At 32.6% G+C, this 16996-nt stretch carries 13 protein-coding genes; 3 read left to right on the top strand and 10 right to left on the bottom strand.

The annotated features are described in order from the left end of the window. Positions 1–71: 71 nt before the first annotated feature. Together QE431_RS08180 and QE431_RS08175 are read right to left on the bottom strand one after the other, a co-directional pair. Positions 72–2288 carry a glycoside hydrolase family 3 C-terminal domain-containing protein gene (locus tag QE431_RS08180; protein WP_307294874.1) on the bottom strand — a complete coding sequence of 739 codons (2217 nt, stop codon included), beginning with the start codon at positions 2286–2288 and terminating at the stop codon, positions 72–74. A gap of 207 nt (positions 2289–2495) precedes the next feature. After that, entirely contained in the window at positions 2496–4142 is a 1647-nt protein-coding gene (locus tag QE431_RS08175; RefSeq protein ID WP_307294871.1) for a DUF6377 domain-containing protein, read from the bottom strand. A 145-nt stretch (positions 4143–4287) separates the two neighbouring features. Here QE431_RS08175 and QE431_RS08170 point away from each other — a divergent pair, with 145 nt between their 5' ends. Then, entirely contained in the window at positions 4288–4632 is a 345-nt protein-coding gene (locus QE431_RS08170) for a 5-carboxymethyl-2-hydroxymuconate Delta-isomerase (protein ID WP_307294869.1), read from the top strand. Between the two features lie 92 nt (positions 4633–4724). Here QE431_RS08170 and QE431_RS08165 read toward each other — a convergent pair whose 3' ends face one another. Then, entirely contained in the window at positions 4725–6983 is a 2259-nt protein-coding gene (locus QE431_RS08165) for an acyl-CoA dehydrogenase (RefSeq protein WP_134141717.1), read from the bottom strand. Between the two features lie 187 nt (positions 6984–7170). Between QE431_RS08165 and QE431_RS08160 the strand changes: the two genes are divergently transcribed. Beyond that, positions 7171–7971: a DUF4241 domain-containing protein gene (locus QE431_RS08160; protein WP_307294865.1), complete on the top strand. Its 801-nt coding sequence runs from the start codon at positions 7171–7173 to the stop codon at positions 7969–7971. A 95-nt stretch (positions 7972–8066) separates the two neighbouring features. Here the strand turns inward: QE431_RS08160 and QE431_RS08155 are convergent, their stop codons facing one another. Beyond that, entirely contained in the window at positions 8067–8984 is a 918-nt protein-coding gene (locus QE431_RS08155; protein ID WP_307294864.1) for an EamA family transporter, read from the bottom strand. 107 nt (positions 8985–9091) lie between these two features. Here QE431_RS08155 and QE431_RS08150 point away from each other — a divergent pair, with 107 nt between their 5' ends. After that, a complete protein-coding gene (locus QE431_RS08150; protein WP_281865287.1) occupies positions 9092–10516 on the top strand; it encodes a PLP-dependent aminotransferase family protein in 1425 nt (474 codons plus the stop codon). 182 nt (positions 10517–10698) lie between these two features. On the opposite strand, the gene QE431_RS08145 is transcribed toward QE431_RS08150, so the two are convergent. From QE431_RS08145 to QE431_RS08120, 6 genes are all read right to left on the bottom strand, one after another. After that, positions 10699–11646: a bestrophin family protein gene (locus QE431_RS08145; protein ID WP_134141720.1), complete on the bottom strand. Its 948-nt coding sequence runs from the start codon at positions 11644–11646 to the stop codon at positions 10699–10701. Positions 11647–11835: 189 nt separating this feature from the next. Further along, positions 11836–12558, bottom strand: coding sequence for a hypothetical protein (locus tag QE431_RS08140; protein ID WP_057118392.1), 723 nt, complete (start codon positions 12556–12558; stop codon positions 11836–11838). Between the two features lie 84 nt (positions 12559–12642). Then, positions 12643–14025: a HAMP domain-containing sensor histidine kinase gene (locus QE431_RS08135; RefSeq protein WP_307294857.1), complete on the bottom strand. Its 1383-nt coding sequence runs from the start codon at positions 14023–14025 to the stop codon at positions 12643–12645. Position 14026: 1 nt separating this feature from the next. After that, entirely contained in the window at positions 14027–14701 is a 675-nt protein-coding gene (locus QE431_RS08130) for a response regulator transcription factor (protein ID WP_134141724.1), read from the bottom strand. A 152-nt stretch (positions 14702–14853) separates the two neighbouring features. Continuing rightward, entirely contained in the window at positions 14854–15471 is a 618-nt protein-coding gene (locus QE431_RS08125) for an outer membrane beta-barrel protein (RefSeq protein ID WP_307294854.1), read from the bottom strand. A gap of 127 nt (positions 15472–15598) precedes the next feature. After that, positions 15599–16870 (bottom strand): BamA/TamA family outer membrane protein, encoded by a 1272-nt coding sequence (locus tag QE431_RS08120; protein ID WP_307294851.1) that lies wholly within the window; start codon positions 16868–16870, stop codon positions 15599–15601. Positions 16871–16996 lie beyond the last annotated feature (126 nt).

Below are 16996 nucleotides of genomic sequence, written 5' to 3'. Positions count from 1 at the left end.
AGACAAAAGCAAAGCTGCAAATTTTGACACTTGCAGCTTTACAAACCAACCAATTTTTAGAAATAAAAAACTTATTTAAGTGAGAAATTCACTTTAGATTTTATGTCTGTTGATGAAGCTCCAATGATTGCCTCAAAATCACCAGGTTCAGCCACCCAGTCATGTTTTTTATCGTCGAAGAAACTCAAAGCTGTTTTATCAATTGTAAAAGTTACTGTTTTTTCTTCACCTGCTTTAAGCAATACTTTTTCAAAGCCTTTTAACTCTTTTATCGGACGTGGTAGAGAAGATTTCAGGTCTGTAATGTACAATTGTACTACTTCTGCTCCTTCTCTGCTTCCTGTGTTTTTCACATTAACAGAGAATGTAATTTTGTCTCCTGCGTTAACTTGCTTTTTGTCAGCTGTCACTTTTCCGTAAGCAAAAGTGGTGTAGCTTAAACCGTGGCCAAAAGAGAATAAAGGTTTAATTTTATTCTTATCAACCCAGCGGTATCCAACAAAAATACCTTCATTATATTTTACCTCATCACCGCCAGGAAATTCTCCTAAAGCGTGCGCTCCATTGTCAGCTAATTTTACAGGAAAAGTGAAAGAAAGTTTTCCAGACGGATTTACATCTCCAACCAAAACATTTGCTAAGGCATTTCCAGTCTCAGTTCCTAAAAACCAACCTTGAACAACTCCTGGAACTTCTTTAATCCAAGGCATTGCAACAGCATTTCCAGAGATATTTACGAAAACAATGTTTTTATTTACTTTCGCTAATTCGCTGATCAATTTATCTTGACCATAAGGCAATTCTAAATGTTTACGATCGTGTCCTTCATCATCTTGATTTTCACTTTTATTTAAACCTCCAATAAAAAGAACAATATCAGCATCCTTAGCTACTTTTAAAGCCTCTGCAGTTAATTCTGCCTGCGGGCGTTTTTCTTCTAAACTAACTTTAGCTACAACACCGTTATAATTACTTGTAGGATCACCAACATAACCTCTTGCGTAAACAATTTCAGCTTGGTTTCCGATTCTTTTCTTTAATCCTTCAAGAGGAGTAATTTCATATCTTGCTTTAAGTGAAGAACTTCCTCCACCAACGGTCATCATTTTGATGGCATTTTCTCCAATTACAGCAATCTTTTTTGTTTTAGAAAGATTAATTGGCAGAATGTTATTTGTGTTTTGCAATAATACAATTCCTTCCTCAGCGATTTTACGTCCCGCTAAAGCATGTTCTTCTGTTCCAAAAGATCCAAAAGGACGATTTCTATCCATTGTAGTCAAGAAAGACAAACGAAGAATACGACGTACTTTTTCGTCTAATTCTTTAGTTCCAATTTCACCTTTTCTGATCATTTCAGAATATGGTTTTGCTAGATAATAATTGTCATAAGCATTACTAGTTCCCCAAGAAAGTCCGTTTGTCCAAGAACCAAATTCCATGTCTAAACCATTATGAATTGCTTGTTTGGTATCATGAACTCCTCCCCAGTCTGAAACTACAACTCCTTTGAAGCCCCATTCTCCGCGAAGAATATCATTTAATAGATATTCATTGTGGCAGCACTGTTGTCCTTTGTATTTATTATAAGATCCCATTATTGCCCATGCATCACCATCTTGAACTGCCGCTTTAAAAGCTGGAAGATAGATTTCATATAATGCACGATCGTCTACAACTACGTTTACAGAATTACGATTTGTTTCTTGATTATTTAAAGCGAAATGTTTTACACAAGCGGCAACTCCGTTCGATTGAACTCCTTTTATGTAAGGAACAACCATTTTAGAAGCTAAAAACGGATCTTCTCCCATATATTCGAAGTTACGACCGTTTAATGGGCTTCTGTAGATATTTACACCTGGGCCTAATAAAACATTTTTGTTACGGAAACGTGCTTCTTCTCCAATTGATTTTCCATATAAAGAAGCCAATTCTTTGTTCCATGTCGATGAAAGTGCTGTAAGAGCTGGGAAAGCAATACAAGAATCGTTTGTCCATCCGGCCTGATCCCATTCGTCCCATTTTACTTCTGTACGAATTCCGTGTGGTCCGTCAGTCATCCAGTTTTCTGGAATTCCAAGTCTTTTTACACCTGGAGAACTAAATTTAGACTGCGCATGAATCATGGCAATTTTCTCTTCAGTTGTCATTCTTTTAAGTGCATCTTCTACACGCTCATTAATTGGCTTTTTATCATCAAGATAAACTGGCACTTTGTTTTGGGCATTCATTCCCAAAGAACTTAGTAAAAGTAAAACAACAATTGTTTTAACGTTTTTAAACATAACAGTATTTATTAAAGCATTAGTTTATAATATAAAAGTAACTTCATATAAAAGTACTTTATTTATCATATGGTAAAACTAAAACGTTATCGTACATGTTACATTTTTGGATACAAAAAAGTAGTAAATTAAAAAATTAAAATATTGACTTGCAGTATATTAATAAAAAATACACATCAAAAAAAGTAGTAGATTTAAAATAAATATCTATACTTTCAATGATATTGAACCAATTTTCATGACCATTTCTTCGAAATCATTTCGCGAAACTGCCGCTTTATTTCGAGCTCGGGTTCTGTAGTTGTAAATTGTACTTAAAGAGTAACGAAGAAATGCTGCAATTTTTACACTATCGGTGATTCCGAGTCTAATAAGTGCAAAAATTCGAAGCTCTGTATTTAATAATTCGTTTTGTTTGAGAACAATCTGCTCTTCTGGAATTAATAACGCATTAAAATCTTTTACAAATGTTGGATATAGGTTTAGGAAAATAATATCGAAATTCTTGTACAATTCTTCTAACTCATTATCAACCAAAGTAGTTGACTTTAAAATTTTATAAATTTCATCAAACTGTTTCGCAGTTGCTTTTTTGTTTAAAATAATGCGATAGTTTTCCAGTTTATTGATGTAAGTCGAACAAAGATTAAAGAAATGCGCAATATATTCTTCTTTAACTAAATTAGATTCAGACAATTGCAGATTACTTTCCTGAAGTTGACTGTTTGTTTCTGTAATATCTTTATTTAGTTCTGCTAATTTTTGGCTGGTTTCGTAAAGTTCTGTTCGAATTCTCGAAACTTTTTTCATTTGTTTGTAAACGTAAATAATGGCAACCAGCAGAAATAACGAAAGTAGACTTATACAAAGCAGATAGATTTGTAATTCGCTTTTTCGCTGTGCCTCACGCTCTAAATAAACGGTATTGATGATCGAATATACTTCTGACATTAAGAGTGTTCTAAATTGAACATTACAATAAAGGGCGTCTTCAATGGCAGATTGTGTCAATTTATACGCCATATCAACATCTCCAATTTCATAAAAAACCAATGCTAATTCCTGCAATGAAGCATTGTCTTTATTGGCGTTTTTAATATCCGAGGTAGCAGAAAGCGCATAGTATTTTTTTCTTTCTTCTAATTGATGGGTTGCTTCTGAAATTTTACCCAGCAAATAGGTAATCATGGCATATTTCGGATCTTCCTCTTTTATTTTATTCAATAAAGTAAGCAGTTCCTTTTTTGGCTTTTCGAATTTTTTATGAATAAAAATATCTTGTTGAATCCTATTAATTTGATATTCAAGTGTATTTGGATTTAAAATACTTAATAGCGAATCTCGATATTTTCCTATTTGTTTTCTGTATTCTCGATTATCACTATTCGCTGCATAATGTTCAAAAAACTCCCGATACGAAATATAATAATTGGGAAGCAATGAAACTGCCAGATTCTTTTTGTCTATACTTTTTAGAAGAGCTTCAGACTCGCGGTATTTTCCTGATGAAGAATAAAGCGTTACCAATTGCAGCTGTGCTAAATTAAAAAGTTCTTTGTTTTGCAATTGTTCTGCTATTCTAAGATTCTTTTTAACGTATCGAATAGCCGAATCTGAGTTTAATTTTTGGTATTCAAAATATAAGGTTTTGTTGTAATTATATTCTTGTTCCGGCGTAAGATTATCCGATTTTATTTTCTTAAAATTCAGAATTCTTTCTTCTTTAAGTTTTACATACTGCTGCTTATTTTTTATCGCATTATTTAATTCTTTTAAAATAACATCGGTACTTTCCAATGCAAAAACCGGAAAGTTTACTATAAGAATTAAGAGAAATAAAAAATAATTTTTCAAGCTGATTTTATATAAAGGGAATTACAAATATAATAAAGTGAAAATAGAAAGAATAAATTATTTATACTGACTGGGAAATAAACGAAAACCAAATAATGTTTGCTAATTTTGTTTGAACTGAATGTCTAACCTAAGCTAAAAACAAATGCCAAATTTTATTATTGATTGTTCTGAAAATGTAACGAGATTAAAAACTACAGCCGAAATAATGCAGGAAGTTTTTGATGCTGCATTATCAACAAATCTTTTTACTTTACCCGAAATTAAAGTTCGTATCAATGCTTTTTCAGATTATAATAATGGAAATACTCAAGAAGATTTTATTCACGTTTTTGGCTATATCATGGAAGGCAGAAATGCTGAACAGAAAGGTAATTTATCGAAAGTAATTGTCACTAAATTGAAAGATTTACTGCCGCAAGTTCCTTCCATTTCTATGAATATTCAAGATTTTGAAAAAGAAAGTTATTTTAATAGCAAATCGATTTAGCAGTTTTGATATAAATAAATTTATCACATTTTTAGTTTGATACAAAAAAGCCTTTTTACATTTTTAATTAAAAGGCTTTTTTTATCATTATATTATACTGCAATCGGCGCCGCTAAACAGCTTTCAGGAATATCAAATGCATTTACTAAAGCTACTGCATCTGGACGAATATCCCAGCAAAGCTGATTAACCATTTTACGTACTGCTTTGGTTTTTACCGCTTCCATATAACCGTCTTCTAAATACCAAGCTTTATTTTTTTCGATCTGCGAAAGTGCGTACAATTGATTCAATCTCGTTAAAATTGTTTTAGATTCCTCATCTTCAATTTCTTTTATTGCAAGTTGAAATTGTTCTAAAACTACTCTTTCTAAATAGGCTTGAGCAACATCTATCATTTGATGCTGTACGACATTAAAAGCATCATACGCTTCTAATCCGCCATCAACCAATTTTTTAATACGTCTGGCTGCCGAAGCTAGAATTGTTTTTTCTCGGTGAACAAAGGCTTGTAAATGAAATTCGCTGTCTAATAAATGTTCGTCGTCTGTTTTTCTTGTTGCAATTGGATTCTTTTCTGTAATTGCAGTTTTAGCATTTTCATACACATAATTAATAATGCCTAAAGAACCCATTTCTCCAAACGATTTTCTGAATTCAGACAAACGATTTTTGGCCACCAATTGCATTAAAACTGTATTATCACCTTCAAAAGTCGTATAGATTTCGGTGTCATTTTTTAAAGCATCAATTCTGTTTTCAGACAAATAACCTTTTCCACCGCAGGCTTCACGGCATTCTTGCAGAATATCTCTTGTACTCCAAGTAGAATACGATTTCATTCCCGCTGCTAAAGCTTCAATTTCCTGCATTTCGGCTTCTGTTCTATTTAAAAATCTATTGGTCAGATATTGAAGTGCAAAATGAACTGCATAGGTTTTAGCCAAATGGGGTAACAATCTGCGTTGATGCATTCTATAATTTAAAATTGGCACTTCAGATCCGCCTTCTGGTCCAAATTGTCTTCTTTGGTCGCTGTAGCGAATGGCAATTGTTAACCCCGATTTAGCTGCAGCGAGAGCCGAACGCGGAATTCCGATCCTTCCTCCAACTAAAGTTCCTAACATGGTAAAAAATCTTCTGTTATCACTCGGAATCGGACTTTCAAATTCTCCATTTTCATTTACCGAAGCAAAACGATCAAGCATATTTTCTTTCGGAATCACAACAGTATCAAAACTAATAGTACCGTTATCAACTCCGTTTAATCCCATTTTATGACCGCAGTCACCAATTGTAACACCATCTACAACATTTCCATTAGGATCACGTAACGGAACCACAAATGCATTTACACCATAATCATGATCGTCTATAATTAGTTTTGCAAAAACAGTTGCCATTTGGCCATGAACTGCTGCATTGCCAATGTATTCTTTTTGGGCATTTTTATTTGGTGTATGAATGGTAAAAGTCTGATCGTTATGATTGTAAGTTGCCGTCGTTTCCAATCCTTTTACATTTGATCCGTGATGTGTTTCGGTCATGGCAAAACATCCTGGAAGTTTTAGCGAACCAATGTCTTTTAAATATTTAGCGTAATGTTTTTCTGTTCCTAAAGATTGAACACTCATTCCCCACAATCCAAACTGAACTCCAAATTTTATTACTAAACTTAGATCGTGGTAACTCAGCGTTTCCATAATCGCAAAATAATCGGCTATGTTTTCTCCTCCTCCATATTGTTTTGGATAAGCCATATTTCCAAGATTTTCATCGGCTAGAATTTTGCACCATTTGTAAACAGTCTCCCTAAAAACATTGATATCGGTAGAAGTTTCATAAGCAAATTCAGGTCTAGAAATAACCGATTTTACTTTTTCAATTATTGCTGCTTCTTTTCCGTTTAAAATTTTGGTAATTTTCTGGATATCGAAAGTGGCATTGGTATGTGAATTTACCGTGTAAGAACCTGCTTTTGTTTTAAAATTTTGAAGTGCTTCTTCTCCTAAAATTCCTAAATCATTTTCTAATTTTTTGAAATCTGATTCTATTGGTGTTAAATCCAAATCATTTCCCGAAAGTGCTTTTGCAATATCAAAAATCGATTTGATTGAAGATTTGTCTTGAATACTTTTTTCAATATCCAATTTCCATTGTGTGAGTTCATTTCGCGAAGGCGGATTTGAAATATCTACTTTAGAACGCAAATATTCTTTTTCTTCTTCAGATAAAGCATTCAGGGAATTTATAAACTCTTTTAATGTTCCAAATTCTTTTTGTGTCAATAAATCATCTGACCACACTAAATAAAATAACGGAGTAAAGGCTTGAAGTTTGGTATTTTTCATATTATAAGGAATAATTTAGCATTGGTTAAATTTATGAATTTTCCTTACTAACATAATTTTCTGATACGTTAATTAAATCGTAAAAAATGATATTTGATAATCTAAAAATTCAAAAGCCATACATTAAAGTTCATAATTTTAACAAGCTAAATATTATAAAAAATTTACTTTTGCGAAAAAATATATTATGAATAAATTTCAAATAGTATTTATTATGGCTTCAATTTGGACATTCTTTTCTTGTAATGATAAACAATATCAAAAATTTCATCTTCAGTCTGAACAAGATCCTAAAAACAAGGTGGTTTCTCAAGTTGTCTTTGGAGAAAAAACAAAGTTTAATTATTCTGATTTTAATGACTTAAAAAATAATAGATATTATGACCGATTTTTGGCTGGCAACTTAAATATTACAAGTGGAAAGGTCGTATGCACAGATCCACTATATAAGGAATTGGGATTGCCACAAAGCTGGACAATCGATAAGGGCAAATATCCCGTCTATCTATACATAGGATTGGAAGATGATTTTAATGGTCGTGTTGCGTATGCTGAGTTAGTTGTTAAAGATGAAGTTCCAGCATTTTGGGAATTATCCTTAATTTCAGAAGAGCTATTATCCGATGATTTTGAAAAAAAGATGAATGGCTTATATCCCGTTGAAACAGGTTTAAGTTGTTTTTCGGATTTCGAAACCTTCAAAATTTATGAACAAGAAATCAAGGATTTCTACAATATAGATAAAAAAGCTAATTTTTATAATGATGTTCTAGCATCATACTTTGATAAAAATGAATTTATCCCTAAAAGCTCACGAGGTAAAGACTGGATTAATTACAACCTTAAACAATCTGATAGAAACATTATTATGTTTGGTTCAGGATATGGTGATGGACTTTATTCAAGATATGTTGGATATGATAAAAAAGGAAATGTACTAAAATTTGTAACTGATTTTATTCAACTAAACGAAACTCAAATGCGATAAAAAAAAACAGGAATGAAAAATATCATTCCTGTTTAAACATCCTTTTAAGATTCTGGTAATTTTCGATTTTAAACCAATAAAAAATATGAAAACTACTATTGAGAACCTTTGGATATTGCGGTTCTTTTTTGCTTGGCCGCAAAAATATGATGTGAATTGAAAACTACAACTGCGGCAAAAATAATTCCGTATGCAGCAATTTGTATAAATCCGAATTGTTCTTTGTATAAAAACATTGCCAATAAAAAAGCAATCATTGGATTAATATTTAAAAGCATTCCGACTGTCGAAGAATTTATTCCCGAAAGGGCATATAAATTAAGAAACAATGGAAAAATGGTAAATAAAATGGCAATGGTTTCGATACAGAAATAAAATTTAAACTCTGTTGGAACTGTTCCGCTGTAAAATGGATAAAAAGGCAGTAAACATAATGCCGCTAATGTGATGTGAAAAGTTAGAATTATAAATTTATCAAAGCCCTTATTAACACGCTGACTTACTAAATATGAAGCATATGTAAACCCAATTATAATACTAAAAAGCATATCCATAATATTTGCATAAGACAACAGAATACATCCTGAAATGCTTAATCCTACCGCAATCCATTGTGTTTTATTTAGTTTTTCATACAAAATAAAATAAGCCAGCAGCGTGGTTAAAATAGGACAAACCAAGTAAGCCAAAGATGTCGCTTTTACACTAACATGGTTCATGACATAAATAAAAGTAAACCAGTTCGCCATTAGAAAAATGCTTCCGCCAATATTTAATAGAATTGTTTTACGTTTCTCAAAAGCCGGCATTGATTTAAAAGTTTGTACAGCTTCTCTCATTCTTTTTCTCTTGAAAGAAAATGCAATAAGAAGCATTAAAATACTACAGCTAAAAACACGATAGAATAAAATATCTAAAGAAGGATAGTCATGTATTGGTCTCAAAACCAAACTGAAAAATCCCCAGATTACAAAACATGTAATAGCAGCGATGTAGTATTTTGTTGTTTTCACGAGATGTTGTTTATTGTTTAGTTTTCTATTTAAGCAAATTTCTAAAAAATAAAACAGCAATACAGATACAGTTTTTGTAAATTGCACCATAACAGTTTTATTTTTTTATGAAAAATTCTAATTACTTATATCTTCAATTTGCTGACCGTATCGAAAAACAAATTAAGTCTGGCGTCTTGAGCGTTGGCGATAAACTGCCTTCTATTCGAGAAGTTTGCGCAGAAACGGGTTACAGCATGAGCACTGTAAGTAAGGCTTATTATGAAGCCGAAAGCCGTTCTTTGATTGAAGCTAGACCGCAGTCGGGATATTATGTGAGTAATATTTCAGCAAGAACGATTCCAGAACCATCACCCAGCAGTCCGATTTTAAAATGTGCCAATATTGACCGCGAAGATTTAATCGATCAGGTTTACGGCAATATGACAGATCCAAATATTACGATGCTTTCTTTGGGGTTTCCGTCAAACGAACTTCTTCCTATTGCTAAATTAAATAAGGGAATGGTTCAGGCGATGCGCCAACTTCCAAACAGCGGAACGAGTTATGAGCAAGTAAAAGGTAATCTTAATTTAAGAAGAGAAATTGCCAGATGGTCTTTTACATGGGGAGGATCGTTAACAGAAGAAGATATTATTACAATGCCTGGCTGCACAAGTGCTATATCGCATTGTTTAATGACGTTAACACAGCCCGGCGATACCATAATTACAGAAAGTCCCGCTTATTTTGGCATCTTGCAATTGGCCAAATCTTTAGGATTGTATATCATGGAACTGCCTACAAACATGACAACTGGAATAGAATTAGAAGCACTCAAAAAATCGCTTTCTTCTAAAAAAGTAAAACTATGTTTGCTGATGAGTAATTTTAGCAATCCTTCTGGAAGTATGATGCCGGCAGAGCATAAAATAGAAGTGGTGAAATTGATGGAATTCTACAACATTCCATTGATTGAAGATGATATTCACGGCGATTTGTACTTTGGTTCGAGCCGACCAACAAATTGCAAAACTTATGATGAAAGCGGAATTGTGCTCTGTTGCAGCTCTGTTTCAAAAACATTAGCTCCCGGTTATCGCGTGGGATGGGTTTCGCCTGGGAAATTCAAAAAACAAATCTTAAGAAACAAAATTTATCATTCGCTCTCCTCGCCTACTATTACACACGAAGTGGTTGGGGATTTTTTAAAAAACGGGCGTTATGAAAATCATCTTCGAAAGATACGCCAAATATTAAATCATAATTGCAACAATTATATTAATACAGTTTTGGAATCCTTTCCAAAAGGAACGAAAGTAAGTCAGCCTCAAGGTGGATTTTTTCTGTGGATTGAATTGGATAAAAAAATTGATACTGCTGCTTTTTATCATTTAGCGATGAAACACAATATCAGTATTGCTCCAGGCAGGATTTTTTCGTTTCAAGATCAATTTTCAAATTGTATGCGATTGAGTTTTGGTCTACCATGGTCAAATGAGTTAAGAACTGCTATTCAAACGCTGGGAAGACTAGCTCAAACACAATTGTAGAGCAAGTTTTTGTCATTCTAGGAACTAGAAATTGTGTATAGATATTCGCTAATCTTTATGGATTTGCGAGTGTGATTTTTCGTTCATCGAATGACAAACTATACCTATAAAAAATAAAAAAACTGGACAGCGCAACTACACACTGTCCAGCCAACAATTAAAAGAAGACCAAAATTAAATAGTTATAGTACGAAATAAGCGCCTTTTTCGACTTTCTTAGGTTCGTTGTTCAATTCAAATTCATTCAGAATATCAAATTCACTTTGATATTCATTGAGCATTTGCTTGATATTTTTTTCAATTGTATTTGCAATCGTCGTTACAGGCGTATCTGTAGGTCGGTTTTCGAATGGATCCTGCAAATGAATCGCCATTCTTTCGATCAAAAAGAAAGCCCCGCCAATAGCTGTAATTAACGGAATTGCAAACCAGCTTAAAACACTTGTTAACCCAAAAGGCAGTAACAAAATAAACAAACACAATGTCAGCCTGATGTACATACTGTATGTTGTTGGAAATATGGTATTTTTAATTCTCTCACATTTTCCCATTTCATCACATAATCTGGACAATGTATTGTCGATTTCAACCTGCTGATACATATTGATTTTCTTCTCGTTCTTAGCATTTCTAAGATCGCGGGCGTGCAGCATCAAAATAGCATTTGGAACGTTTTGATGATTCTTAATGTATTTTATTTCTTCTTCACTCATCAAACCTTCAAGTGGTTTTATGGCATCTTTATTTCTAAGTGACTGCCCTAAACTATAACACCATGCAATTTGTCTTTTAGCAAAATTCTCTTTGAATTCGCTGGCTTCAACAGAAAAATCAGGGTCTTTATAAAACGTCAAAACCTGACGAATTAATGTTCTGGAATCGTTTACAACTGCGCCCCAAACAATTCTGGCTTCCCACCATCTGTCATAAGCCTGATTGGACTTAAAGGCTAATAATAAGGAAATAATAGTTCCAATCATGGTTGGAATCGCAATTGGAATATCTACGGGAAGGGTAACAAAATAGTGGTGAAATATTTCAAATAGTATGGTATAAGCCAATACTAGAACTATTTCTACTTTAATTTTCCCGAGAACGTACTTCATTGGTATTCTTTTCTTTAATAACATATTTTCGGTTTTAAATTAAATATTTATAGCTTTTTAGTACTTAGTCATTAGTTGTTACTTAAATAGTTTACACTAATATTTCATCAATAATTACATTGCAAAATCGAGTAATTATAAGGATTCCGTTAATATTAGTAACTGAGTACTAAAAACTAAGGACTTAAGGACTACAAACTAAGAACTAAAGACTTAAACAATCTCTTCGTACAATGAAAGAACTGGAAGTCCCAGCTTCTCATTGATGTTTTCTTTTTTTACTTTTTTGAATTTGATTTTTTCGCCTTTTCGAGTTTCTACAAGCATGTCAATATTATGTTTTGAAATGGCTTCTGATAAAAATGGCGCAACATTCTCATAATTGTCTTCAAAATTGGCAGTCTGACTTACTATTTCGAAAGAGAAATTTTCACTTAAATACTGCTGTACATCTTTTACATGTATGCTTTTGCTTGAATTTTCTACATAAAGAGCTTTGCTGAAGACTTCTTTATTAATTTCTGTGCTTAAATGCAGAATTGGACATTTTTGATTTCCAGCCAGCTGAACCAAATATTGATGAATTCTTTTTGTTTCTTGTTTATAAGAATGTGTGAGAATGACCAATTTTACAGAAAAAGCTTCGATAAGACGCTTGAAAATTGGAGCCGAAAGTCCGTATTGGTTGTGAACTTTCAGTTTTGTATTTGGAGAATGGTCGATAATGTATCTGCAGGTTTCCAACACCTCTTCCTGGCTTCTGGTTAATCCTGATCGCATTTCGCGTAAAAAACTTGAAGTCGAAAATGTGTCTGGTGATTCTGAAACTAATACTAAAATAATTTCTGATTCAGTATCTTTTGACTGATTCACCGCAGATTTAACAGCCGAGATTGTGTCATCTTTTAAAGTCGTAGGTATAAGAAAATTTTTCATAAGTATAATTGTTTAGTTTTATACCTACAAAATAACTATCCGCTAATTATACCTTTATTAATTTAAAATTAGAATTTTCTAAGATTAAACATTAGATTTTTTAATCTTCAGTTTTTTAAAGATAATCGTGACGATTGTACCTTTATTCTGCTCAGACTGTACTTGCAATTCTCCATCGTGCATACGAATTATTTTAGAAGCCAGCGGCAATCCTAGACCGTAACCAATATATTTTGCCGCAATTTTACCTCTAAAGAAAGGTTCATACAAATGCGGAATATCTTCTGGCGGAATTCCTATACCGATATCATTAATCGTAATTTTAATCATTTCTTCGTTTGCCGAAAGATTTACGAATACTTCATTGTTATCAGAATATTTTACGCCGTTGGTAATAATATTGTTGATTGCTAATTCCAACAATGGTTTGTTGCACGGAAGCAACAATAAATTAGAATCTTCTGGAGCAAAGTTAAGCTTAATGCTAACTCGGTTTCCTGGAAATATTTTATCCAAATCCGATTTTACATCCATTAGCAATTCGTCAATTCTGGCAATGTCAGATACTTGTTTTTGACCGTCATAACCTGTTTGAGTCAATTTTAAGAGACTTTCCGTTAAGTTTCCTAATCTAGATGCCTGGCTATAAATATTTTCTAAAGACTGTACATATTCTTGAACATCTCGCTCTTTGAGCAGCATAATTTCTGCTTCGGCAATAATAGTTGTTATTGGTGTTTTTAATTCATGAGAAGCATTATTGATAAAATTAGCCTGGATTTCAAAAGAGGTTTCCAGCCTGTCCAGCATATTATTAAAAGTATTGGTCAGATCGGATATTTCATCAGAGTTTTTAACTTCAGGAAGACGATTATGAAGATTCGACGCACTAATTCTTTTTACTTCTTTGGTAATTCGCGCTACTGGATTAATGACACGTTTGGCTAGAAAACGTCCTAAAAGAAAGGCAAGAATCACAAAACCAATTCCGCCAAAAAGCATAATTTTAACGATATAAATAGTCGTATCTTTTCCTTTACGATCTCTAGCACCTACAATTACAATATATTTTTGTCCGTTTTCTTCAAAAATCTGACCTAAATAATATTTATTATCTTTTTCGTATGAGTCTTTTCCTGTGCTTAAAATATTGGTATAAAAAGTATTCGGAAGATTAAGATTCGTATTATAATCAAAACTATTATGGCTGTTGATTTTTAATACATATTCTTCTTCTTCGATTAATTCTTCAAGTCCATTTTTTTGAAGATTCTTATAATATTTTATTTTCTCCGGATCTTTTTGAAAATGTATTGAAGCTACAATTTTTGACCTGTCATCTAAACGTTTTAAAAAGTGATAACGATTGTTTTCTCTAAACAAGAAAAAAACAATGATACACAATAGCGATGTACTAAAGGTAGAAAGGGCAACGTAGTTAAAAGTAATTTTTTTTCTAATGTCCATTTTACGATTTTATAACATAACCCAATCCTTTCATGGTATGAATAAGTTTGGTATCAAAAGGCTTATCAATTTTTCTTCTTAAATAGGTTATATATACATCAACAACGTTCGTATTCATGTCAAAATTAATATCCCAGACATTATCTAAAATCTGATCGCGGGAAACAATTCGACCCGTATTTTTTGCCAGATAATACAATAGTTTGAACTCTTTTGCAGTTAAAACAATGTTTTCTCCACCTCTCTTTACCGATTTAGCGCGTCCATTAATCTCAAGATCACCAATTGTAATAGTATCAATTTTCTCTGTTTCTTGATGCGATCTTCTATAGAGTGCATTTACACGAGCATCTAATTCTCCAAATTTAAAAGGCTTTACCAAATAATCATCTGCGCCGGCGTTAAGACCAGTCACGATGTTTTCTGAAGTTCCTAGAGCTGTTAAAAGTAAAATAGGTACAAAATTCTTGCTGGCACGAAGTCTTCTGCAGATTTCAATTCCGTTAATATCTGGAAGCATTACATCTAAAACTACAACATCAAAAGTATAATTATGAATCATCTCCAGAGCAGTTTTACCGTCTAGAGCCACACTTACTTCATTATTATTTTCGGCAAATCCTTTACGCAGAATAGATAATAGATTTGGTTCGTCTTCGACTATTAGTAATTTCATCTTGAGAAGTTTGTATATACAACAAAAATAAGAATTGAATTTAACAAAAACGGCAGATATTTACAAATTATGATTTAATTATGAAGAATAAAAAAAGCAGACCTAATAGCCTGCTTTTTGATATTTATCTTGCATTTAATGCCTTATAATTACTAATTTTTGAAATTAAAACTAACAACCGCTCCAAGTCCAAACTGATAAGTAGAAATATAATCTTCAAATGCTACTGGACCTACCCAATAGGACCAATAATAACTTTCACCCACTGCTGCCGACATGGATTGTAAATAAGCATTAATATTTACAGAAACAGATGATGCAGTTTTGATTTTTACCCCGCCCTTGACATCCCAGGCAAAATAAGTACCGCTTCCACCCTGAGGTGATTCTACAATACCAACTCCGGCACCAGCACCCAAATAAGGCAGAAGATTTGAACCTGTATCAAAATAATGGGTGAAATCTGCTAAAATAAAATTAAATGCTCCCTTATCGTTCGTATTTATTTGAGCTCCAGAAGGATTATATAATGGTATTTTAACATCTGATCTTAAGTACTTTAATTCAACTGAGTTGTTGGTTGAAAAGAAATACTCAAACCCTGCTCCGTATTGAAAACCATCTTCTATTGTTGCAGAATAGCCGTCGTACTCCAGCTTATCTGAAAAATTATAACCGCCATACAAATTTAGCGAAAAAGACCTTGCATCCTGAGCCTGCATTCCTATCGCCGACAGAAATACAACTAATAATAAACTGTACTGTTTCATAATTTTTGATTTTGATTGTTAATTGGATAATCAAATTTAGCTTTTTTCTTTCAAAAAAAGAATATTTTTAGAAAGAAAAAACTTAAATATTAAAGCTCAAATAATTGAATATTAAAACCTTAACAACCTAAAAAGTCTCTCCCGCATTTAAATAAAAAGCTTTCGAATTATTACCCCACGCATAATCTAAAATCAAATTTGTCTTTGTCGCTTTATCAATTAAAAGCCTCAAACCAATCCCAGCAGCCGGCTGAATCGATTTAAAAAGCTCCAAATTAGTATCTGAATTACTGGCAGTAACAAAATTGGTAAAAACAGTACCGCTTAATAATTGATTGCAGGTTATTGGAAATCTAAATTCTGTAGATAAATAAACCAAACCATTTCCTCTAAAAAGCCCTTGCGTATAGCCCTCCCCGCTCCTGCTTCGCTGATCCCAGCCAATTGCTGGCAAATTTAAATATGGAACTTTTCCTCGGGTTACAAACTGACCATAAGTCCAAATGGCTAAAATATAATTTGGATTTTTATGCGAAACAGGTACAAAATGCTTATACTCTGCAAACAATACACTACTATATTCCTGATTATTAAACAAAACAGGATTAAATCTATAATTGATATTTGCAAACCAGCCTCGCGAAGCATTTACCTGATTATCACGAGAATCGTGAACCAAATTCAAACTTACTCCGTTTAGGAAATACTCTAAATTATCAAATCCGTATTTCTGACTGTAATTATAATGATAGGTGAATACGCCATTTTCAACATCCAATTTTTTATCGTTAATACTGGAATACCAGTCAATATTAATTCCTCCGCCTACATAATAATTTTCTTTTACTTCAAATGAAACGGTTTGGTGAAATTTCAAATAATTATAATCCATATCCTGTGCAATAGAATCAATACTAAAGCTTGGACTCCTATCGCGTCTTGGCGGAATAATATCTGTTCCAAGTCCATAATTGGGCTGAGAAAACAAGTACAAACGATAATCGCCGCTCAAAAAGATTTTATTATTTTTTAGCAGGATATTGTTTTTGATATTAACCAGCCACTGATCTTTTAATGTATATGTAACCCCAACATTAGCAATGGAATATTTATCTTTCTCTTCTTTTCCTTTGAAAGTATACTGCGCTACAGCACCAAAAAAAAATCCAGTTGCTGGCTGTGAACCAATAGCTGGAATTACTAAAAAGAAATTATTTTTGGTGGGTTTAACGACTAAAGCATCGTCTTGTTTTTTAAAAATATCAAAAATAGTTTTGGGCGGACAGAGCTCTGGATTCGTTATTTCTTCTTGGCAATATAAATTAGATGAAATAAAAAACAATAATCCTAAGATTTTATACTTGTACTGAAAGGCATTATTTTTTAAAAAATTCACCATTTAAGAAAAGTTTATTTTAATAAAAACCAGTAACCTATAGTAAATATAGTATTTATTTTCAACATTTTACACAAAACAAATCTTTAGATTTTTCAGATTTATATAATAAAAAATCTTATTCTATTA

This window comes from Flavobacterium sp. SORGH_AS_0622 (assembly GCF_030818825.1).
GTDB lineage: Bacteria > Bacteroidota > Bacteroidia > Flavobacteriales > Flavobacteriaceae > Flavobacterium.
Note: the sequence above shows the minus strand (reverse complement) of the source record. Positions and strands in the feature narration are given on the sequence as shown.

Excerpts from the sequence above, each read along its gene's own strand:
- QE431_RS08180 (WP_307294874.1), bottom strand. The coding sequence starts at position 2,288 with ATGTTTAAAAACGTTAAAACAATTGTTGTTTTACTTTTACTAAGTTCT.
- QE431_RS08170 (WP_307294869.1), top strand. The coding sequence starts at position 4,288 with ATGCCAAATTTTATTATTGATTGTTCTGAAAATGTAACGAGATTAAAA.
- QE431_RS08145 (WP_134141720.1), bottom strand. The coding sequence starts at position 11,646 with ATGTTATTAAAGAAAAGAATACCAATGAAGTACGTTCTCGGGAAAATT.
- QE431_RS08120 (WP_307294851.1), bottom strand. The coding sequence starts at position 16,870 with ATGGTGAATTTTTTAAAAAATAATGCCTTTCAGTACAAGTATAAAATC.
- QE431_RS08150 (WP_281865287.1), top strand. The coding sequence starts at position 9,092 with ATGAAAAATTCTAATTACTTATATCTTCAATTTGCTGACCGTATCGAA.
- QE431_RS08135 (WP_307294857.1), bottom strand. The coding sequence starts at position 14,025 with ATGGACATTAGAAAAAAAATTACTTTTAACTACGTTGCCCTTTCTACC.
- QE431_RS08140 (WP_057118392.1), bottom strand. The coding sequence starts at position 12,558 with ATGAAAAATTTTCTTATACCTACGACTTTAAAAGATGACACAATCTCG.
- QE431_RS08160 (WP_307294865.1), top strand. The coding sequence starts at position 7,171 with ATGAATAAATTTCAAATAGTATTTATTATGGCTTCAATTTGGACATTC.
- QE431_RS08130 (WP_134141724.1), bottom strand. The coding sequence starts at position 14,701 with ATGAAATTACTAATAGTCGAAGACGAACCAAATCTATTATCTATTCTG.
- QE431_RS08125 (WP_307294854.1), bottom strand. The coding sequence starts at position 15,471 with ATGAAACAGTACAGTTTATTATTAGTTGTATTTCTGTCGGCGATAGGA.
- QE431_RS08165 (WP_134141717.1), bottom strand. The coding sequence starts at position 6,983 with ATGAAAAATACCAAACTTCAAGCCTTTACTCCGTTATTTTATTTAGTG.